Below are 17,291 nucleotides of genomic sequence, written 5' to 3' on the forward strand. Positions count from 1 at the left end.
GCACCGGGGGCGCATCTGGTCGATTCGGTGGTCTCGCGCGTGCCGATCGGCAGGGGGTGTTGTCCCTGGCTAAACGCCTGCGGTCGGCGTGGCGCAACCATGCGGCGCCGACGGCGCGGGTGCTGCGCATCTTCATCGACGGCATCCACCGTGGGCTGCGCCGCATCTTTGGGGGCACGAGTCCGCAGCGTGCACTGCGCGAAGATTGGCTTTGGAATTCCTGTCCTCCTCACCGACTAAGTAACACGCGAATGCGCTGTCGGGACGCAATGCGCGCGACTCGGCAACGATGCAACAGTAGCTCTCGAAACTCATCCGCCGAGTGTGGCGGTGGGCAGATTGGCGTCTCGGCGCAGTGTCGCCGCGATCGCGGTCGCGAAAGCCCTTCGCGACCGCGTTTTCGATTTGCACTTATGGGCAGTGGTTGCCCGGTGCGCGCGAGACCATGCGGCGCAGGAGTACTTCGCCGTCGGGACCCCAGGCAGGGATGGCCGGTGCGTACTGCACGTGAAGTTGGTTACAGCCGAGGAAACGCACGGTGACGCTGCCCCATGGCGTTGCCACGACCTGGGCCGGGTTAAATGCGGCGCCGAATGTGCCGCCGCGCGCAGTCGATAGATTGATGGTCACCGGTGTGCTTGCCGCCTGGGTCGGATCCATCAGCGCACCGCCGAACAGGAACACGGCATTGTGGTTGGTATCGTAGGTGTACCAGCTGAAATTCAGCAGGGTGCCGAGCGTATGCGGGTCCGGGTGGTCGGCGATCTCGAGTATGAAACCTTCGCCGCTGCGGTTCGGGTCCCACCACACGCCCGAGTAACTGTGGTCCAGCGTTGGCAGGCCGCTCATGCCGACCGGCCCGTACGCGAGCAGCGCCGTGCCGCGGCCGCCGGTCGACGACGATGCGAGGCGGATCCAGTAGGTCGTGCCGACGCTGGCATTGAAGCTGACTTCGGAGTTCAGATTGCCATTGCTCAGCGACACGTCGTCATTGCTCGCGACTGCGGTCAGCGCATTCACGGCGGCACCGGTGTAGACGCCAAGCGTGGCGTCGAAAGCGCTGTCCTCGGTCTTGAACACGACGTGGCCGGATTTCGTCGGATTGTAGCGATACCAGACCGATCCGCTGCCGCCGCCCGGCTCGCCGGCTTGCGTCGAGGCGAAGCGCGTATCCGATCTCACGACGCCGCCAGCGAGATCTCCGGGCAGAATTGTCGCCGATACGAAATTGTCGTTCTCTGGAGCCACCGCAGCGGCATTGCCGAGTGCAAACTGGTACGAAAAAACGTAGTTGCCGGTCGCGCCGTTGTAACCATCGAGCGCGACGTAGTACGTGCCTTGCTGCAGATTGACGGTGAGGTAGCTGCTGTGGTCGGGAAGGGCGTCGTCATTGCTGGCCAGTTCGCGCATCTCGCTGACCTGCGCGCCGCGATATACGGCGAGGGTCGTGTCGAAGTTCGAGCCTTCGGTCGTGGCGATGAAGGTTGCAGGTGTGGTGAGCTGGATGCGGAACCAGACGCTACGTCCGGCGCCCAAAGTCAGCCCGCCGATCTCGCCCGGTTCAGCGCTCATGCCGGCGTTCGAGCCGGTGATTGCTTGATTGTTGACCGTGTCCAGCAGTGGTGCGTTGTGGATGTGGTCGGTGCCTTGCGCTAGCGTCGCGCCGCAATAGCCGACGCACATCAGTATTCCGAAAATGAGTTTCATCGCGTTCCTCTCCATGGCAGGGGTTGTCTGCTGACTAGCGAGACGCGAAAACGCGCCGATCCCTGACATCAGCCGTGAACTGCCCAGCCACGGTGTTTGTCCGGCCGTGGGCGCGTCGTGCAGGACGCTCGGCAGGTGCCGACCGTCATGGCCGCACCGGTCGGAACCGGGATTGGGGCCGCTGGAGGGGAAGTTGTAGCGGACGTGGGAGCAGCGTCCCCTTCGCGATGGTTGCCCGCCTTCGCCGGTGCAAGATGCTGCCCCGTAGCTTCTGCATCCGCGCGCGCGCCAAGACGGCGCCGCGAAGCAACGCGAATGACAATGGTCGGTTGCAGCGGAGCCGCGACGCGGCTCCGCTGCCTGGCCCTGGTTACGGCGCGGTTTCGAAACCGTCGAGGAACAGTACGCCGCAGGCGATGGTCTGGCAGCGCGGCCAGCTGATGTTGCTGACGCTGATGTCGTCGACCCAGAAGCCGACGTTGGCGCTGCCGGTGTCGGTGACCACGCGCCAGCGCAGGCGCACGGTGTCGCCGGCGAAGGCGCCGAGGTTCACGACCGCGTTGCGCCAGGTGGTCTGTGCGCCGGACCAGGCCATGCGCCCCGGTGCGGTGTTGTTCTCGAACAGCGGGCCGTCGTAGGGCACCGAGCTGAGCGTGCCAATGTCGGTCCATTCGCCCGGCGCGATTTCCATTTCGAGCAGGGCACCGTCCCAGTACTGGCTGGCGTCGCCTTCGAGGTCGTAGCGCAGCCAGAAGCTCAGGCTGGAGGTCGCGGTCAGGGTGATCGGCGGCGAGATCAGCGACTTGTCGGAATAGCCGTCGGTGTTCGGCGCGAACCAGCTCGACGCGCCACTGTGCACCTGGGTGGCGCTGCGCGCAAAGCCCTGGCTCGACACCCGCAATTCGGTGGTGAATGCCGTGATCGTGTCCTCGGCGCCTTCGTTGAGCACGCTGCTGCCGACGTCGCGGTTCGGGTTCAGGCTCAGCGCCTGCACGTCGCTGCCGGCGCTGGAGCTGATCGCCGCGCTCAGGTTCAGGCTGGCGAAACACTGGGTGCCGCCGTTGAGGCTGGCGGAGAAGTTGCGCGTGACCTCGGCGCCGGGGGCGATGTCGCCATAGGCCTGCGGCACGGCGCTGACGGTGAGCGCGCCTGCACCCGAGCTCAGCGTCACCGACACGGCGGACATGGTCTGCGTACCGTGGTTGCGCACGCCCACCACCAGATCGGCGCTCTCGCTGCTGTCGAGCACGCCATCGGCATCGCAGCCGCTTGCGGAATCATCGACCGCGCTGATCGAGGCCGTGCCCGGGAAACGCGTCACCTTGTAGATGCCGCGGCCGTGGGTGCCGGCCCACATCACGTCGTTGGTGGCCCACACCAGTTGCATCACGCGCGTGTAGGCGAGGCCGAAGTAGAAGCGCTGCCAGCCATAGGTGCTGACGTTGTTGCCTTCGCTGGTCCACAGGCCGAGTTCGCTGCCGAGCCAAAGGCGGTCGGAACTGACCGGGTCGACGGTGACGCTGAACATCGGGATGCCCGGCAGGCCACTGTGGATCGAAGCCCACGAGCTGCCGCCATTGGTCGACTTCCAGACGCGGTTGGTGGCGTAGTCGGCCAGGGTGACGTAGAGCGTGTTGCCGGTGGCGTCATGCGGATCGACCTCGATCCAGGTCACGTCCGATCCGGCCCAGGCGGCGTCGTGGATCGGCGTCCAGGTGGAGGCCGCGGCCAGCGTGTTGGCGCGATACAAGCCGCCGGCGGCGGTGCCGGCATAGGCGATGCTGGTCGAATGCGGGCTGTAGACCAGCGCCGAGACGGCGCCGTTCAGCACGCCGGAGAGGTCGGTGAAGCTGGCGCTGGCGATGTTGCGGATGTTGCTGGAGCCATAAATGCGCGTGGTGCCGACCAGCATGCGGTTGCCATCATTCGGGTCGAGCGTGAACGGCGTGATGAACGGTGCGCCGGTGGTGCTCGGAATGGTGATGTCGGTCGCGCTCGTCCCGCCATTGGCGGAACCGAACAGCCCGCCCTCAGGCGTGGCGCCATAGATGTAGTTGGGTTGCTGCTGGTCCCAGGCCGAGTAGCCGCCGTCGCCGCCGGCCCACTCCAGCCACAGCGCGCGATCACCGAAGAACAGGTGCGAGCCGTTGTCCTGGGTGCCGCCGATGACGCCGCGACCATTCGGATGCGCGGCGATGCCGTAGTACTGCGCGACGCGCAAGTCGTTGTTCAGACTGTTCCAGGTCTCGCCATTGTCGGTCGACTTGAACAGGCCGCCGTCGCAGCCGATGAACACGGTGGCGGGATTGTTCGGATCGAACGCGATCACGTGCAGGTCTGCGTGCACGTAGCTGTCCGGGAACTGGCCGACGCCTGGGTTCCAGAACGTCTTTTTGGTGATGACGGCGCCGCTGTCGCTGCTCTTGTACATGTCCACGGCGCCGGCGAAGACCATCGCCGAGTCACCCGGTTTCACGCCCATGATCAGGTCGTACCAGCCCTGGCGCTCGATGAACGCGGTATTGCTCGCGGTCTTGACGAAGGCGGCGCCGCCGGCGGGTGAACGCCACAGGCCGCGGGTACTGCTGGTGCTGGTGCTGTTCGCGATCGCGGCGTAGACCACGCCATCGCTGCCGATGCCGAGTTCGATGCGGCCGATGTCGGTGTCGGCGGGCAGTCCCTGGGTCGCGTTCAATTCGGTGAAGCTGACGCCATCATTGTTCGACAGGTAAACGCGGCGCGTAGCGGCGGAGCTACCGTAGTGCACCGCGTAGAGGCGATGCGCGCCGGGCGTGACCACGCTCGGGTCGAGCTTGAGGTCGACGAAGCCGCGGCTCGATTCGGTCACGCCGGTGGTGCGGTCGGTCCACACCGGCACCGGCTGGGTGAAGTCGTCGGTGCCCCAGATGCCGGTGCGCGTCGCGACCAGCAGCTTGGTCGTGCCGGGAATGCGCGCGATGCGATTCACGTACAGGAAGCTGCTGTTGTTGGTGCCAGGGAGCTGTATCCAGCTGTCGCCGAAATCGCTGCTCATGAACACGCCGAGGCCTTGCGCGGCGTCGATGTTGAAGAAGCCTTCGCCGGTGCCGACGAAGACGCGGGCGTCGTTGTCCGGGTCGACCAGCATCGAACCGACGGCGAGTGATTGCAGGAAGTCGTTGGACGGTGCCCAGGTGGTGCCGCCGTTGGTGGACTTCCAGATGCCGCCGGCGACGCTGCCCACCAGCATGTGGCTGCTGTTGCTCGGGCGGATCACCAGACCGCGCAGGCGGCCGCCGAAATTGCCGGGCCCATAGCTCTCGATGCGCACGTTCGGCAGCGGCGCGCTGCTCGGTGCCCGCGCCTCGCGTGCCTCGATCGCCTGCATCGCCTCGAAGTTCAATTGCGCCGCGGTCTTGCCGCTGTCGCTCTCATGCAGTCCGGCCCAGTAGGCCGCAGCCGCATCGGGCTGGTCATAGCGCTTGCCGCCCTTGCTGTCCGCATCCGCGTCGGGGCGCAGGTTGGACACGTTGCTGCACGCCGCCGTTGCCAGCAGCACCGGCAGCAGAATCACACGAATAAGAGATTTCATCGACCGCTCCCCAGTAACGAGGCGCGCATGCTAGCGAATCGCGGGCGGCTTTGCCGGCGCGACGTGACCAACGGTGGCGGGTGCGGGTGGATTCTCACGGCGGCGGCAAGCGCTCCATGAGCTTGCCGGATCAGTCGCCTGGAATCGTTGCCCGGATCGCGGTCGAGAAATCGGGTTGGTCGGCGTGGGCGGCGGCGAGGTCGTTGATGCGGTGCGCGGCGCGATACTGCTCGCGCGGCAGGTCGGTGGCGATCAGGCCGAGGTCGTAGGCGAGGTCGTCGCTGTAGGCGGGCAGCAAGGTCTTGAAGCTGAAAGGCACGCGCCCGGGCGCGATCGATTCGATGTGGTCGACGATGTTGCTGGTGCAGGTGCTGGTCAGCGAGTTGTAGAACTCGGGTTCGGCAGCGAGCGCGTTGGCGCGCTCAAGCATGGACACCAGCAAGTCGCGCATCTTCTCGCGTGTGGTACGGATCGGGTACAGAAAGACCTGGTCGCGGCGATGGTTGGCGCGCAGGCCGATCAGGTCACGCTCGTCGCCGATCACGTACATCAGTTCGTACTGGCGCAGCAGGCCGAGCCAGGCCGAGAACGACTCGCCGCGCTCCTTGCGGATCTCGACCGAGATGGCGACGTACTCTCCGCCGGCGAATCCGAAGCTGAGGAAGGTGTGCGCCGGTCCGCGCCAGTCGGCGAAGGGCTCGACGATGAACCACACCGATTCGAGCTGGGCCAGGTCGTAGCGCCGTTCCTCCCAGCGCACGTCGAAGTCGCTGGTCGAGCGGTAGTGGGCGTTGCGCACGTTGTGAATGCGCACGATCTCGCCATCGATGCGCGCAGCTGCGAGCCGGGCCTGGTCCGGCGCCCAGTCGCGCTCGTTGGAGGGGCGCAGCAACGGAATGAGCGCCAGGCGCGCGGTCGCGAGCACGGCGACAACGGCGAGTACGAAGCGGCGCAGGCGGCGAGAACGCGACATCGCGCGATGCTAGCAGTGCGTGCGCCGCGTTCGGCAGCACCACCGACGCGGCTTGGCGATCAGAGGAAGGTCAACCCGAAACCGATCAGGCTGATCACTGCGGAGGTCTGCAACTTCATGCCCATGCATTGGTGCGGTGCCTCGTCGCCGGCGGCCAGCGCATCGCCGTTCAATTTCTGCCCGGCGAACCAGACGATCGCCGCCGAAACCAGCATGCCGATGCGGATCGAAGCGAAGTCGTTGACGCCGCTGCCAAGCGCGATCGAGATCGCCAGCAGCGCCAGCGGCGCCATGAAGCCCAGGAAACCCATGCCGCGCCAGGAAATGGTCATGTTCTGCTTGGCTCTCTTGCGTAATCGGGGCGCTGATTCTGTCGTGGTCGCGGTCGTCGCAGCAAGGTGCTTCGTGCGCTCATCCGCGCTCTCCGAGCAGCAGCGCGTAGAAGCGCACCATGCGCAGGTACTCGGCGAGCGGGATGCGCTCGTTGTTGCCGTGGAAACTCGCGATCAGCTCGGGGGTGAGGGTGGCCGGGAGCAGGCGATACAGTTTCGGAGTCAGCGCGGCGTAGTGGCGGGCGTCGGTGCCGCCGGAGGTGACGAAGGGCGCGACCACCAGGTCGGGTTCGGGCGACACCCGGCGCAGCACCGTTTCGATCTGTGCGAATGCGGCGTCGTCCCAGGGCGCGGCCTGTGCGGTCGGTTCGCTGTGGAAGTCATCGAGTGCCTCGATCTCGACTTCAGCATCGGCCACGGTGTGGCGCACGTGCGCGAGTACGCCGGCGACGCTGTCGCCCATGCGGATCCGGAAATTGACCACGGCCTCGGCCTGCTGCGCGAGCACGTTGTCCTTGATGCCGGCGCGGAACAAGGTCGGTGCCGTGGTCGTACGCTGGGTAGCGTCGCTGACCGGCGATTTCGCGAACTGCCCGCTGACCAGCGGCGCGGTCAGCCACAGGTTTGCGAGTACCAGTCGCTGCAGCGGATCGACATGGGGCGCGATACGTCGCAGCAGTTCGTGCTGCACGGCCGTGAGCGCCGCGCGTGGGTGCCGGTCTTCGAGCTTCGCCACCGCCGCGGCCAGGCGACCGATCGCTGTGTGCCGCGGCGGCATCGACGAGTGGCCGCCGTCGTCGCGGGCGCTCAGGCGCACGCTGAGGTAGCCCTTCTCGGCGACGCCAATGGTTGCAAGCGGCAGGCGCGTGCCGGGGATGGCGCCGACGGTGATGGCGCCGCCTTCGTCGAGCACGTAGTCGAGATCCACGTCGCGCTGTGCGAGCAACTTCGCGATCGCGGCGGCGCCGTGCAGGCCGCTGACTTCCTCGTCGTGGCCGAAGGCGAGGTAGACATCGCAGCGTGGCGCGAGTCCCGCCGCGAGTTGCAGTTCGACCGCCTCCAGGATCGCGAGCAGCGCGCTCTTGTCGTCGATCGCACCGCGTCCCCAGATGGCGCCGTCGGCGATCACGCCCGCGAACGGTGGATGCGTCCAGCGCGACTCGGTGCCGGCCTCGACCGGCACCACGTCCTGGTGGGCTGCCAGCAGCAGCGCCGGGCAGGGTTCGCGCCCGCGCCAGCGATAGAGCAGACTGGCGCCGCTGATCAGCTCGTGCTCCAGCGCCGAATGCACGCGCGGGAATTGGGTCTGCAGCAGCGCATGCAACTCGTGGAAGCGCTCGAGACCGGGCGCCTCGGGGGTGGGATTCAGCGTCGGAATGGCGAGCGCAGCGGCGAGCCTTCGCGCCATCGCGTCGCCATCGAGCTCGGGCTGGAACGGCGCTACTTGCCGCACCGGTTCGGCAGTGCGCCAGGCGTTGAAGACCATCACCGCCAGCAGCAACACGAATGCGCCGGCCAGCCACTTCAAGATACGCGTCATCAGGTCTCCGGGCCGCATGCCGCGGCATGGTTGCACGCAGAAGCAGTTTGTGGGGCGACTGCGGCAAGGGGAATCGATGGCGGATGGTAACGCCGAGCACGAGCCCCGCAGGGGCGAAACACAAGGAGCCCGGGGCAACGCCCCGGGTGGGATGGAACCGCGCGCATGACACCACACCGTATCGCATACGTGCACTCATCGCGCCCATTGCGGCCATTGCGTCGTTCGCGTCGGCCGCGACGAACGCGACGAACGCGACGAACGCGACGAACGCGACGAACGCGACGGCCGCATCGACCGCATGCATTGCGATGGCCGCATCCGCCCGGGGCGTTGCCCCGGGCTCCTTGTGTTTCGCCCCTTCGGGGCTGGATACCGCAATTTGTTGGCGCGATGGCCGCATCGACCGCATCGACCGCATGCATCGCGATGGCCGCATTCCCCCGGGGCGACCACACCCACCCGGGGCGTTGCCCCGGGCTCCTTGTGTTTCGCCCCTTCGGGGCTGGATACCGCGACTTGTTGGCGCGATGGCCGCATCGACCGCATCGACCGCATGCATCGCGACGGGCGCACCCACCCGCGACGACCATGCCCACCCGGGGCGGTGCCCCCGGCTCCCGTTCCTTCGCCCCCTCGGCGATGGGTGCCGCGCCACCCGCACAAACGCCGAATTGCGCCGCATTGGTGCCGCCTTGCGGTCGCGGCTGTGGCCATAATGCGGGCACTTGAGAGCGAGGCGGTATGGACACGAAGCGGTCGTTCGGGCAGCGGGCGTTGGGGCGGATCGGTGGGGCGTGGCGGGGGATCGGGCGCATGTTGCGCGCGCTTCTCGGCGAGTGGGATTACGCGGCGCCGCCGTGGATGGAGCGCACGCGTCAGGCGCTGCTTGCGAATCCGCGGCGCACGTTGAAGTACGCGGTCGCGTTGGTCGCGGTCGCCGCGTTCGGTTGGTGGTGGGCGCATCGCCCGCAGCCGTATACGCCGCCCAAGGCGACCTTCTCGTTCGAAACGCCGAGCCTGACCGACTACGCGGAAACACCGCCCGAAGTAACGCCGCTGAACGTGAGTTTCGACCAGTCGGTGGCGCCGCTCAAGGCGCTCGATGGGCCCGCGCGCAGCATCACCATGACGCCCAAAGTCGAAGGCGAGTGGACCTGGCTCAGCGATCGCGAGTTGCGGTTCACGCCCGCCGGCGACTGGCCGGTGGCGACCGACTTCCACGTGCGCTTCAGCCGCAAGTTCACCTTCGCCAAGCAGACGCAACTGCAGCAGTACGAGTTCGACTTCAAGACCGCGCCGTTCGCGCTCCGCATTGCCAGCCAGGAGTTCTATCAGGATCCGATCGACCCGGCCTTGAAGAAGGCGGTGTTCGAGCTGCACGCCAGCCATCCGATCGATGCCGGCACCTTCGAGAGCCGGGTCAAGCTGGAGATGCGCGACATGGTCTCGCAGGAGCTGGCACCACCGACTTTCGTCGCCAGCTATGACGAGAAGCGCCTGCAGATCACGCTGCAGTCCTCGGCACTGAGCCTGCCGGACAACGGCGGCCACGTCGGACTGACCATCGCCGAAGGCGTGCAGTCGATGCTCGGTGGTGTCGGCACCACCGCTGCCGTCAACGGCACGGTCGATCTGCCGGCGCGCTTCAGCCTGGCGGTGTCCAGCGCCAGCGCGTTCATCGTCGACAATGCCGCCGGCACGCCCGAACAGATGCTGCTGATCGAGATGAACCAGGACGTGCGTGATGCCGATCTGGCCGATGTGCTCGACGCGGTGCTGTTGCCGAAGCTGCATCCGGAAATGAAGCGCAACCAAAAGCGCTACGGCGAGTATCTGCCCTACCAATGGGACCTGGGCGAAGTGTCCGAGGCATTGCTCGCCAGCGCCACGCCGGTGGCGTTGACGCTGGTCGCGGGCGAGCGCGACGTCGCCGGTGCGCACAGCTTCCGCTTCCAGGTCGCGCCCGGGCGGCGCCTGTACGTGCGGGCGAAGAAGGGCCTGACCTCGTTCGGCGGTTTCCGCTCCGGCAAGGACTACGCCAACGTAGTCCCCGCGCCCGACTACCCGAAACTGGTGCGATTCGTCGGCGACGGCGCGTTGCTGTCATTGCGCGGCGAACAGCGGGTGACGCTGGCGCTGCGCAATGTGCGCGAGGTGGAATTGACAGTTGCGAGGGTGCCGCTCGACGAACTGCATCACCTGGTGCAGTTCAATCGCTCCGGCATGAAATCGCCGAAGCTCGGCGAAATGACCGCGGACGATCTGAGCGAACGCTTCCGCGAGCGCATCCTGGTTCCGGAGATGGCGGCGGGCGAAGTGCACTACGAAGGCGTCGATCTCGGCAAACACTGGAGCGATGCCGCCAAGGGCGTGTTCCTGCTCAGCGTGCGCGAGATTCAAAGTGGCGAGAGGCTCGGTTCCAAACCGCCGGAACAATTCGAGGACAGCTACGACTACGACTACTACGACGAGTCGGAGGAAGACAGCAGCCAGCTCAGCGACCAGCGCATGGTGGTGCTGACCGATCTCGGCATGATCGCCAAGCGTTCGCTCGATCGCGGCCGCGATGTCTATGTGCAGCAGCTGCTCGCCGGCACGGCGGCCGCGAACGCGAAAGTCAGCGTGATCGCGCGCAACGGCAGCACCCTGGTCAGTGCCGCGGCGGATGCGAGCGGGCACGCGCTCATTCCCGACATCGGCGACTTCCGCAACGAACAGGCGCCGGTGCTGCTGCTGGCCGAGAGCGGCGACGACGCCACCTTCCTGCCGCTGAATGACGGCGAGCGCCGGCTCGACTACTCGCGCTTCGACATCGGCGGCGAGTCCGAATCGAACTCCGGCGCGGCGTTGCGCGCGCACCTGTTCTCCGATCGCGGCATGTACCGCCCCGGTGATAGCGCGCATGTCGGCATGATCGTGCGCAGCGCCGACTGGCGGGCGCTGACGCCGGGGTTGCCGCTGCGCGCCAGCGTCGTCGACGCCCGCGGTGGCATGGTCAAGACGCAGCGTTACGCGCTCGACGACAACGGCTTCATGGAACTCGACATCGCCATCGGCGAAGTCGCGCCGACCGGGGTCTGGACGATCGTGCTGGAGCGCATCGAGGAGCATCCGGAGCGCGAGCCGCGTTACTACCCGATCAGCCAGACGCAGATTCGCGTCAAGGAGTTCCTGCCCGACCGCATGAAGTTGAAGGCAACGCTGTCGAGCAGTTCGCCGGAAGGTTGGGTGCATCCGGACGAACTCGCGGTGCAGCTGCAGGCCGACAATCTGATCGGTACGCCGGCGCAGCATCGACGTGCCACCAGCAAGCTCTGGCTGACGCCGACGGTGCCGAGCTTCGCGCGCTATCCCGACTACGTGTTCTTCGACCAGCGCAACGACAGCGGCGCGCAGGAGCTCGAACTCGGCGAACAGGAGACCGACGAGAAAGGCCAGGCCAGCTTCGATCTTGGCCTGCGCAACGTGTCGGCGCCGACCTTCAGCATGAACCTGCTGAGCGAAGTGTTCGAGGCCGATGGCGGACGCTCGGTGACTACCACGGTGCAGAGCCTGGTGTCGCGCCAGCCCTACCTGATCGGCCTGCGCAGCGTCGATGCGCTCGGCTACGTGAAGCGCAACACCAAGCGTGAGCTCGACGTGCTCGCGCTCGCCGGCAACGGTCGCCCGACCGCAGCCGAAGGGCTGAGTGGCGTGGTCATCGAACGCCGCTACGTGTCGGTGCTGACGCGCCAGTCCTCGGGCCTGTACCGCTACCAGTCGGTGCTGAAGGAACTGCCGGTGCAGGCCGCGCCGATCGCCTTGCCCAAGGGCGAAGCGATGGTGGCGCTGCCGACGGCCAATCCCGGCAGCTTCGTGTTCTTCGTGCGCGACCGTGACGGCAACACGCTGAACTCGATTGCGTACACCGTCGCCGGCGATGGCAACGTCACGCGCTCGCTCGATCGCAACGCCGAGCTCGCGCTCAAGCTCGACGCCGACGAATATCGCAACGGCGACGAGATCGAGATCAGCGTGGTCGCGCCCTACACCGGCAGCGGCCTGATCACCATCGAGCGCGACCGCGTCTACGCGCACCAGTGGTTCCAGGCCGACACGCTTTCTTCGGTGCAGCGCATCCGCGTGCCCGCCGACGTTTCCGGCAATGCCTATGTCAACGTCCAGTTCCTGCGCGACCCGCAGTCGGCGGAAGTGTTCATGAGCCCGCTCAGCTATGGCGTGGTGCCGTTCCGCGTCGATCGCGCCGCACATCGGCAGGTCTTGGCGCTGAGTGCGCCGGCGCGGGTGAAACCAGGGCAGGAGTTGCCAATCACGCTCAAGACCGAAGGCCGCGCCACGGTCGCGGTGTTCGCGATCGACGAGGGCATTCTGCAGGTCGCGAACTATCGCCTGGCCGACCCGCTCGACACCTTCCTGGCGAAGAAGAGCCTGCAGGTCGATACCGCGCAGATCCTCGACCTGATGCTGCCCGAGTTCAGCCGCTTCCTGAGTGCCGCGGCGCCCGGCGGCGATGGCGAAGCCGCGCTCGCGCGCAATCTCAATCCGTTCAAGCGCAAGGCGGACAAGCCCGGCGTGTACTGGTCGGGGCTGACCGTGGTCGATGGCGAACACACCTTCCGTTTCGCTACGCCCGATTCGTTCAACGGCAAGCTGCGGCTGATGGCGGTGGCGGTGAACCAGGAGCGCATCGGCATCGCTCAAGGCGAGGCGCTGGTGCGTGGCGACTTCGTGCTCAGCCCGAGCCTGCCGACCGCGGTCGCGCCCGGTGACGAGTTCATCGCCAGCGTCGGCGTCGCGTTCCCGCCGGTGGACGGCGATGTGCAGCCGGCAAGCGCCGAAGTGCAGGTGCGCGCCGAGGTTGGCAAGGGTCTTGAACTGGTCGACGCCAAACCGCAGACGCTCAAGCTCGCGCCCGGCAACGAGTCGGTGCTGGCGTTCCGCGTGCGCGCCAGCCAGCAGCTCGGCGCGCAGGCGATCTCGTTCCAGGCCAGCAGCGGCGACAAGTCCGCAACCCGGGGCGTGGAGCTGTCGGTGCGACCGCTGACGCCCTATCTCGCACGCCTGCAGGCGGGTCGCGTGCAAGGCAAGGCGCAGAGTTTCGGTCCGCTGCGCAAGCTGTGGCCGGACCTGATCAAGCGCGATCTCGCGGTGGCGCAGACGCCGCTGGTGCTGGCGCGCGGCCTGAATGCCTGGCTCGGCGACTTCCCGCACCTGTGCAGCGAACAGCTGATCAGCAAGGCGATCCCGGCGCTGATCGCGCGCGAGCATCCGGAGATGTTCACCACACCGCCGCGCGATTCCGACTTCGACGCGCTGTACCAGACGCTCGCCAGTCGCCAGAACAGCGCCGGCGGGCTCGGACTGTGGATGGCCACACCCGAGGCCGACGAGTTCGTCAGCGCCTATGCCGGCCTGTTCTTCATCGAGGCCGCCGAGCGCGGCATCGCGGTGCCGAACGAGCTGGTGCAGGCCAACACGCGCTATCTCGCAACGCTGGCCGCCGACCTCGACACGCATGAGCTGTACGAACTGCGCGCGCGTGCGCTGGCCACCTACGTGCTGACGCGGCGCGGCCAGGTGACCACGAATTACCTCGCCGGGCTCGAAGACGCGCTGGAGACGAACTTCGCCGACACCTGGAAGAAGGACGTGACCGCGACGCTGATCGCCGCGACCTACGCGCAGATGAAGCAGTCGAAGGCGGCCGACGAGCGCATGCAGGACGTGCTCGCGCGCCTGCGTACGCCGTTCACGCTGGAGAACTGGTGGAACGGCTGGTACGACGACCCGGCGATCCAGGACGCGCTCAGCATGTACCTGATCGCGCGTCACTTCCCGAAGACGCTGAAGGCGCTGCCGCCGAGCGCGCAGGAACGGCTGGTCGGTGCGGTCGAGGCCGGCATGACCAATACCCTGTCCTCGGCGATGACGGTGTTGTCGCTGGCGCAGATCGCGGACTCCTCCGGCGCCGAGGACCAGTTGTCCGCGATCACGCTGGAGGCAGTGGACGCGAAGGATCAGGCCACGGCATTCGGCACCGTGCAGGGCTGGTGGAAGCGCGGCCCGTTCGGCGTCGACGCGCGCGGCGTGCGCATCGGCAACATCGTTTCCGGACCGGCCTGGTACGCACTGGTCGACACCGGCTTCGATCGTGCGCCGCCGCTGCAGCCGGTGATGAATGGCATCGAGTTGTCGCGCGAGTACATCGACGGCGCCAAGCGTGGCGTGACCACGATGGCGCAGGGCGACGAGATCGATGTCGAGCTGCGCCTGCGCACGCCCGATGGCAGCACCCAGTACAACGTCGCCATCGTCGAACTGTTGCCGGGCGGATTCGAGCTGGTCGAGCAGTCGCGCAGCAGCGAAGACGAAACCGTGGCGGTCGATGTTGCCGCGCGCGTGGCGCGTCCGGGCAGCGACCTCGGGCTTGCCTACCTCGACCTGCGCGAGGACCGCATCGTGCTGTACGCGACCGTCGGCGGCAGCGCGCAGAAGTTCATCTATCGGCTGAAGGCGACCGCGGCCGGCACCTTCGCGATTCCGCCGCTGCACGCCGCCGGCATGTATGACCGTCGCGTCAGCTACATCGGCGCTGGAGGCGCGAGCATCACGGTGGAGCCGCACTGATGCGTTGCATCGTGCGCTTTGTCGGGCGCGCGATGCTGGTCTGCGGTCTGTGCGCACTGGCGCTGTGGGCGATCCGGCAACAGGCGCACACGCCGCTTGCGCGCATGCGGCCGCAGTCGGTGGCGGTGCACGCGGCCGATGGTTCGCTGCTCAAGCTCGCACTCGCCAGCGACGAGCGCTATCGGCTGTGGCTGCCGCTGGCGCAGATGCCGCCGGCGCTGGTCGAAGCGGTGCAGCTCAAGGAGGATCGCTGGTTCGACTGGCATCCCGGGGTCAATCCGTTCAGCCTGGTGCGCGGTGCCTGGCGCGAGATCAGCGGCGGCGGCGACCGTTCCGGCGGTTCGACGCTGACCATGCAGCTGGTGCGCCTGCGCGACCGCGCCGACACCCGCAGCATCGGCGGAAAGCTGCGCCAGATCGGTTCGGCGCTGTGGCTCAGCGCTCGTCATCCGAAGCACGAGGTGCTCGCGGCGTATCTGAACTACGCGCCCTACGGCGGCAACATCGAGGGAGTCGGCGCCGCGAGCTGGATCTACTTCGGCAAGCCGGCGGCGAAGTTGAACCTGCCGGAGATCCTGACGCTGGCGGTGTTGCCACAGCGCCCGCGCCTGCGCTGCGACGCGAGGGGCGAATGCCTGGACGCGGCACTGCGCGCGGCGCGTGCACACCTGTTCCGGCAATGGCTGCGGCGGCATCCGCAGGATGCGCGCTGGCAGGCGCTGGTCGACGCCCCGGTGCGGTTGCGACGCGCGTCGCAGCTGCCGAACCGAGCCCCGCATTTCGCCGCGCAGGTGCTGGCGGATGCGCGCCTGCGCGGGGCGCCGATGACGCGCATCGACAGCACGCTCGATCCGCGGCTGCAGGCGATCCTCGAAGACCGCATCGAGTCGTATCTGGTCGCGCATTCCGATCGCGGCCTGCGCAACGCCGCCGCGATCCTGGTCGATACCCGCGACATGGGCGTGCGTGCGCTGGTCGGCTCGCGCAATTTCGCCGATGCCACGATCCACGGCCAGGTCGATGGCACGCTGGCCCGGCGCAGCCCGGGTTCGACCTTGAAGCCATTCCTGTACGCGCTCGCGATCGAACAGGGACGGCTGCACCCGGCCTCGGTGCTGCGCGACGTGCCGACCGCCTTCGGCAGCTTCACGCCGGAGAACTTCGACGGCCGCTTCGTCGGTCCGGTGACGGCGACGCAGGCATTGATCCGCAGCCGCAACATCCCGGCGGTCAGTGTCGCATCGCGACTCAGCCAGCCCAATCTCTACCAGTTCCTCAAGCGCGCCGGCGTGCGCGAACTGGCCAGCGAGCAGCACTACGGGCTGGCGCTGGTGCTCGGCGGCGGCGAGATCCGCATGGTTGAACTGGCGCGGCTGTATGCGATGTTGTCGAACGACGGCGTGATGCGCTCGCTGCGCCAGCGCGCGGACGATCGCGAGGAGAACGGCGCCGCGCTGCTGAGTGCGGAGGCCAGCTTCATGGTGCGCGACATGCTGAGCCAGAATCCGCGCCCGGACGGCGGTCGCACGCCACTGCCGCTGGCGTGGAAGACCGGCACCTCGTGGGGCTTCCATGATGCCTGGACCGCCGGCATCTACGGGCCCTATGTGCTGATCGTGTGGCTCGGCAACTTCGACAACCGCCCCGAGCCGGCGCTGATCGGCATCGAGGCGGCGGCGCCGCTGTTCTTCCGCATCATCGACTCCATCGCCGCGGATGATCCGCACTTGCGCGAGCCGCCGCGACGCTGGCCGCTGAACCTGGCGCGCGTCGAGGTCTGCACCGCCAGTGGCGACCTGCCCAATGTGCATTGCCCGAGCCGCTCGCAGACCTGGTTCATTCCCGGCAAGTCGCCGATCAGGCTCAGCACCCTGCATCGCGAACTGCTGCTCGATGCGCGCAGCGGCAAGGTGCTGTGCGCGCCGGATGCAAACGTGCCGACGCGGCGCGTGGTGTTCGAGTACTGGCCGAGCGATCTCGCCGATGTGTTCCGCCAGGCCGGGCTTGCGCGCGCGCAGCCGCCGAGCGACGCGCACTGCCGCATGGGCATGCAGGGCGAGGGCAGTGCGCCGTTGATCCTGTCGCCGCGCCGCGACGCCACCTATCTGCTCGCGCCCGATCCCGGCGAGCGCCAGGCGCTGGTGCTGCAGGCCACGGTCGACGCCGACGTGCGCACGCTGTTCTGGTTCGCCGACGATGCCCTGATCGGCAGCGCGGATGCCGCGGCAAAGCTCGAATGGCGGCCGCGCAGCGTCGGTCGCTACCGGTTGCGCGTGGTCGACGACCATGGTCGCGCCGAGGAACGCTGGGTGGAGATCGGCACGCGGCGTTGAGTCGCGCAGTTCTGCGTGCGTGTGCTCATGGCCGGCGACTCGCAGCGTTTGACGTCGGCTTTCGCGGAATGCGCAAACTGTGAGTCGCGTCATGGATGCGGTCGCGCAGGGGTTTGCGCGACTTGCAAGCTCCGCCACATTCCGTTGCGAATCTTGCGGGTGAGAGGCTGCCAACGGCGTTCGCGACGCATACAATGATCGCAAC

At 67.4% G+C, this 17,291-nt stretch carries 7 protein-coding genes; 2 read left to right on the forward strand and 5 right to left on the reverse strand.

The features are described 5' to 3' along the window. Nucleotides 1-411 precede the first annotated feature (411 nt). From IPG63_18700 to IPG63_18720, 5 genes are all read right to left on the reverse strand, one after another. Nucleotides 412-1,707 carry a hypothetical protein gene (locus IPG63_18700; GenBank protein MBK6729189.1) on the reverse strand — a complete coding sequence of 432 codons (1,296 nt, stop codon included), beginning with the start codon at nucleotides 1,705-1,707 and terminating at the stop codon, nucleotides 412-414. A 370-nt stretch (nucleotides 1,708-2,077) separates the two neighbouring features. After that, entirely contained in the window at nucleotides 2,078-5,278 is a 3,201-nt protein-coding gene (locus tag IPG63_18705; protein MBK6729190.1) for an immune inhibitor A, read from the reverse strand. 130 nt (nucleotides 5,279-5,408) lie between these two features. Then, nucleotides 5,409-6,251 carry a DUF4105 domain-containing protein gene (locus IPG63_18710; protein MBK6729191.1) on the reverse strand — a complete coding sequence of 281 codons (843 nt, stop codon included), beginning with the start codon at nucleotides 6,249-6,251 and terminating at the stop codon, nucleotides 5,409-5,411. Between the two features lie 59 nt (nucleotides 6,252-6,310). Further along, the gene (locus tag IPG63_18715; protein ID MBK6729192.1) at nucleotides 6,311-6,583 is read right to left on the reverse strand and encodes a hypothetical protein; all 273 of its coding nucleotides are present in this window, start codon (nucleotides 6,581-6,583) and stop codon (nucleotides 6,311-6,313) included. Nucleotides 6,584-6,662: 79 nt separating this feature from the next. Next, on the reverse strand, nucleotides 6,663-8,123 hold the full coding sequence (locus IPG63_18720) for a M20/M25/M40 family metallo-hydrolase (protein MBK6729193.1): 1,461 nt from the start codon (nucleotides 8,121-8,123) through the stop codon (nucleotides 6,663-6,665). Nucleotides 8,124-8,939: 816 nt separating this feature from the next. On the opposite strand from IPG63_18720, the gene IPG63_18725 reads away from it, so the two are divergent. Both IPG63_18725 and pbpC read left to right on the forward strand, forming a co-directional pair. Beyond that, nucleotides 8,940-14,753, forward strand: a complete 5,814-nt coding sequence (locus IPG63_18725; protein MBK6729194.1) for an alpha-2-macroglobulin — start codon at nucleotides 8,940-8,942, stop codon at nucleotides 14,751-14,753. Next, complete coding sequence (gene pbpC / locus IPG63_18730) at nucleotides 14,753-17,086, forward strand: penicillin-binding protein 1C (GenBank protein MBK6729195.1); 2,334 nt, start codon at nucleotides 14,753-14,755, stop codon at nucleotides 17,084-17,086. Before IPG63_18725 ends, pbpC begins: the two co-directional genes overlap by 1 nt. Nucleotides 17,087-17,291 lie beyond the last annotated feature (205 nt).

The organism is Lysobacterales bacterium (assembly GCA_016703225.1).
Lineage (GTDB): Bacteria > Pseudomonadota > Gammaproteobacteria > Xanthomonadales > Ahniellaceae > JADKHK01.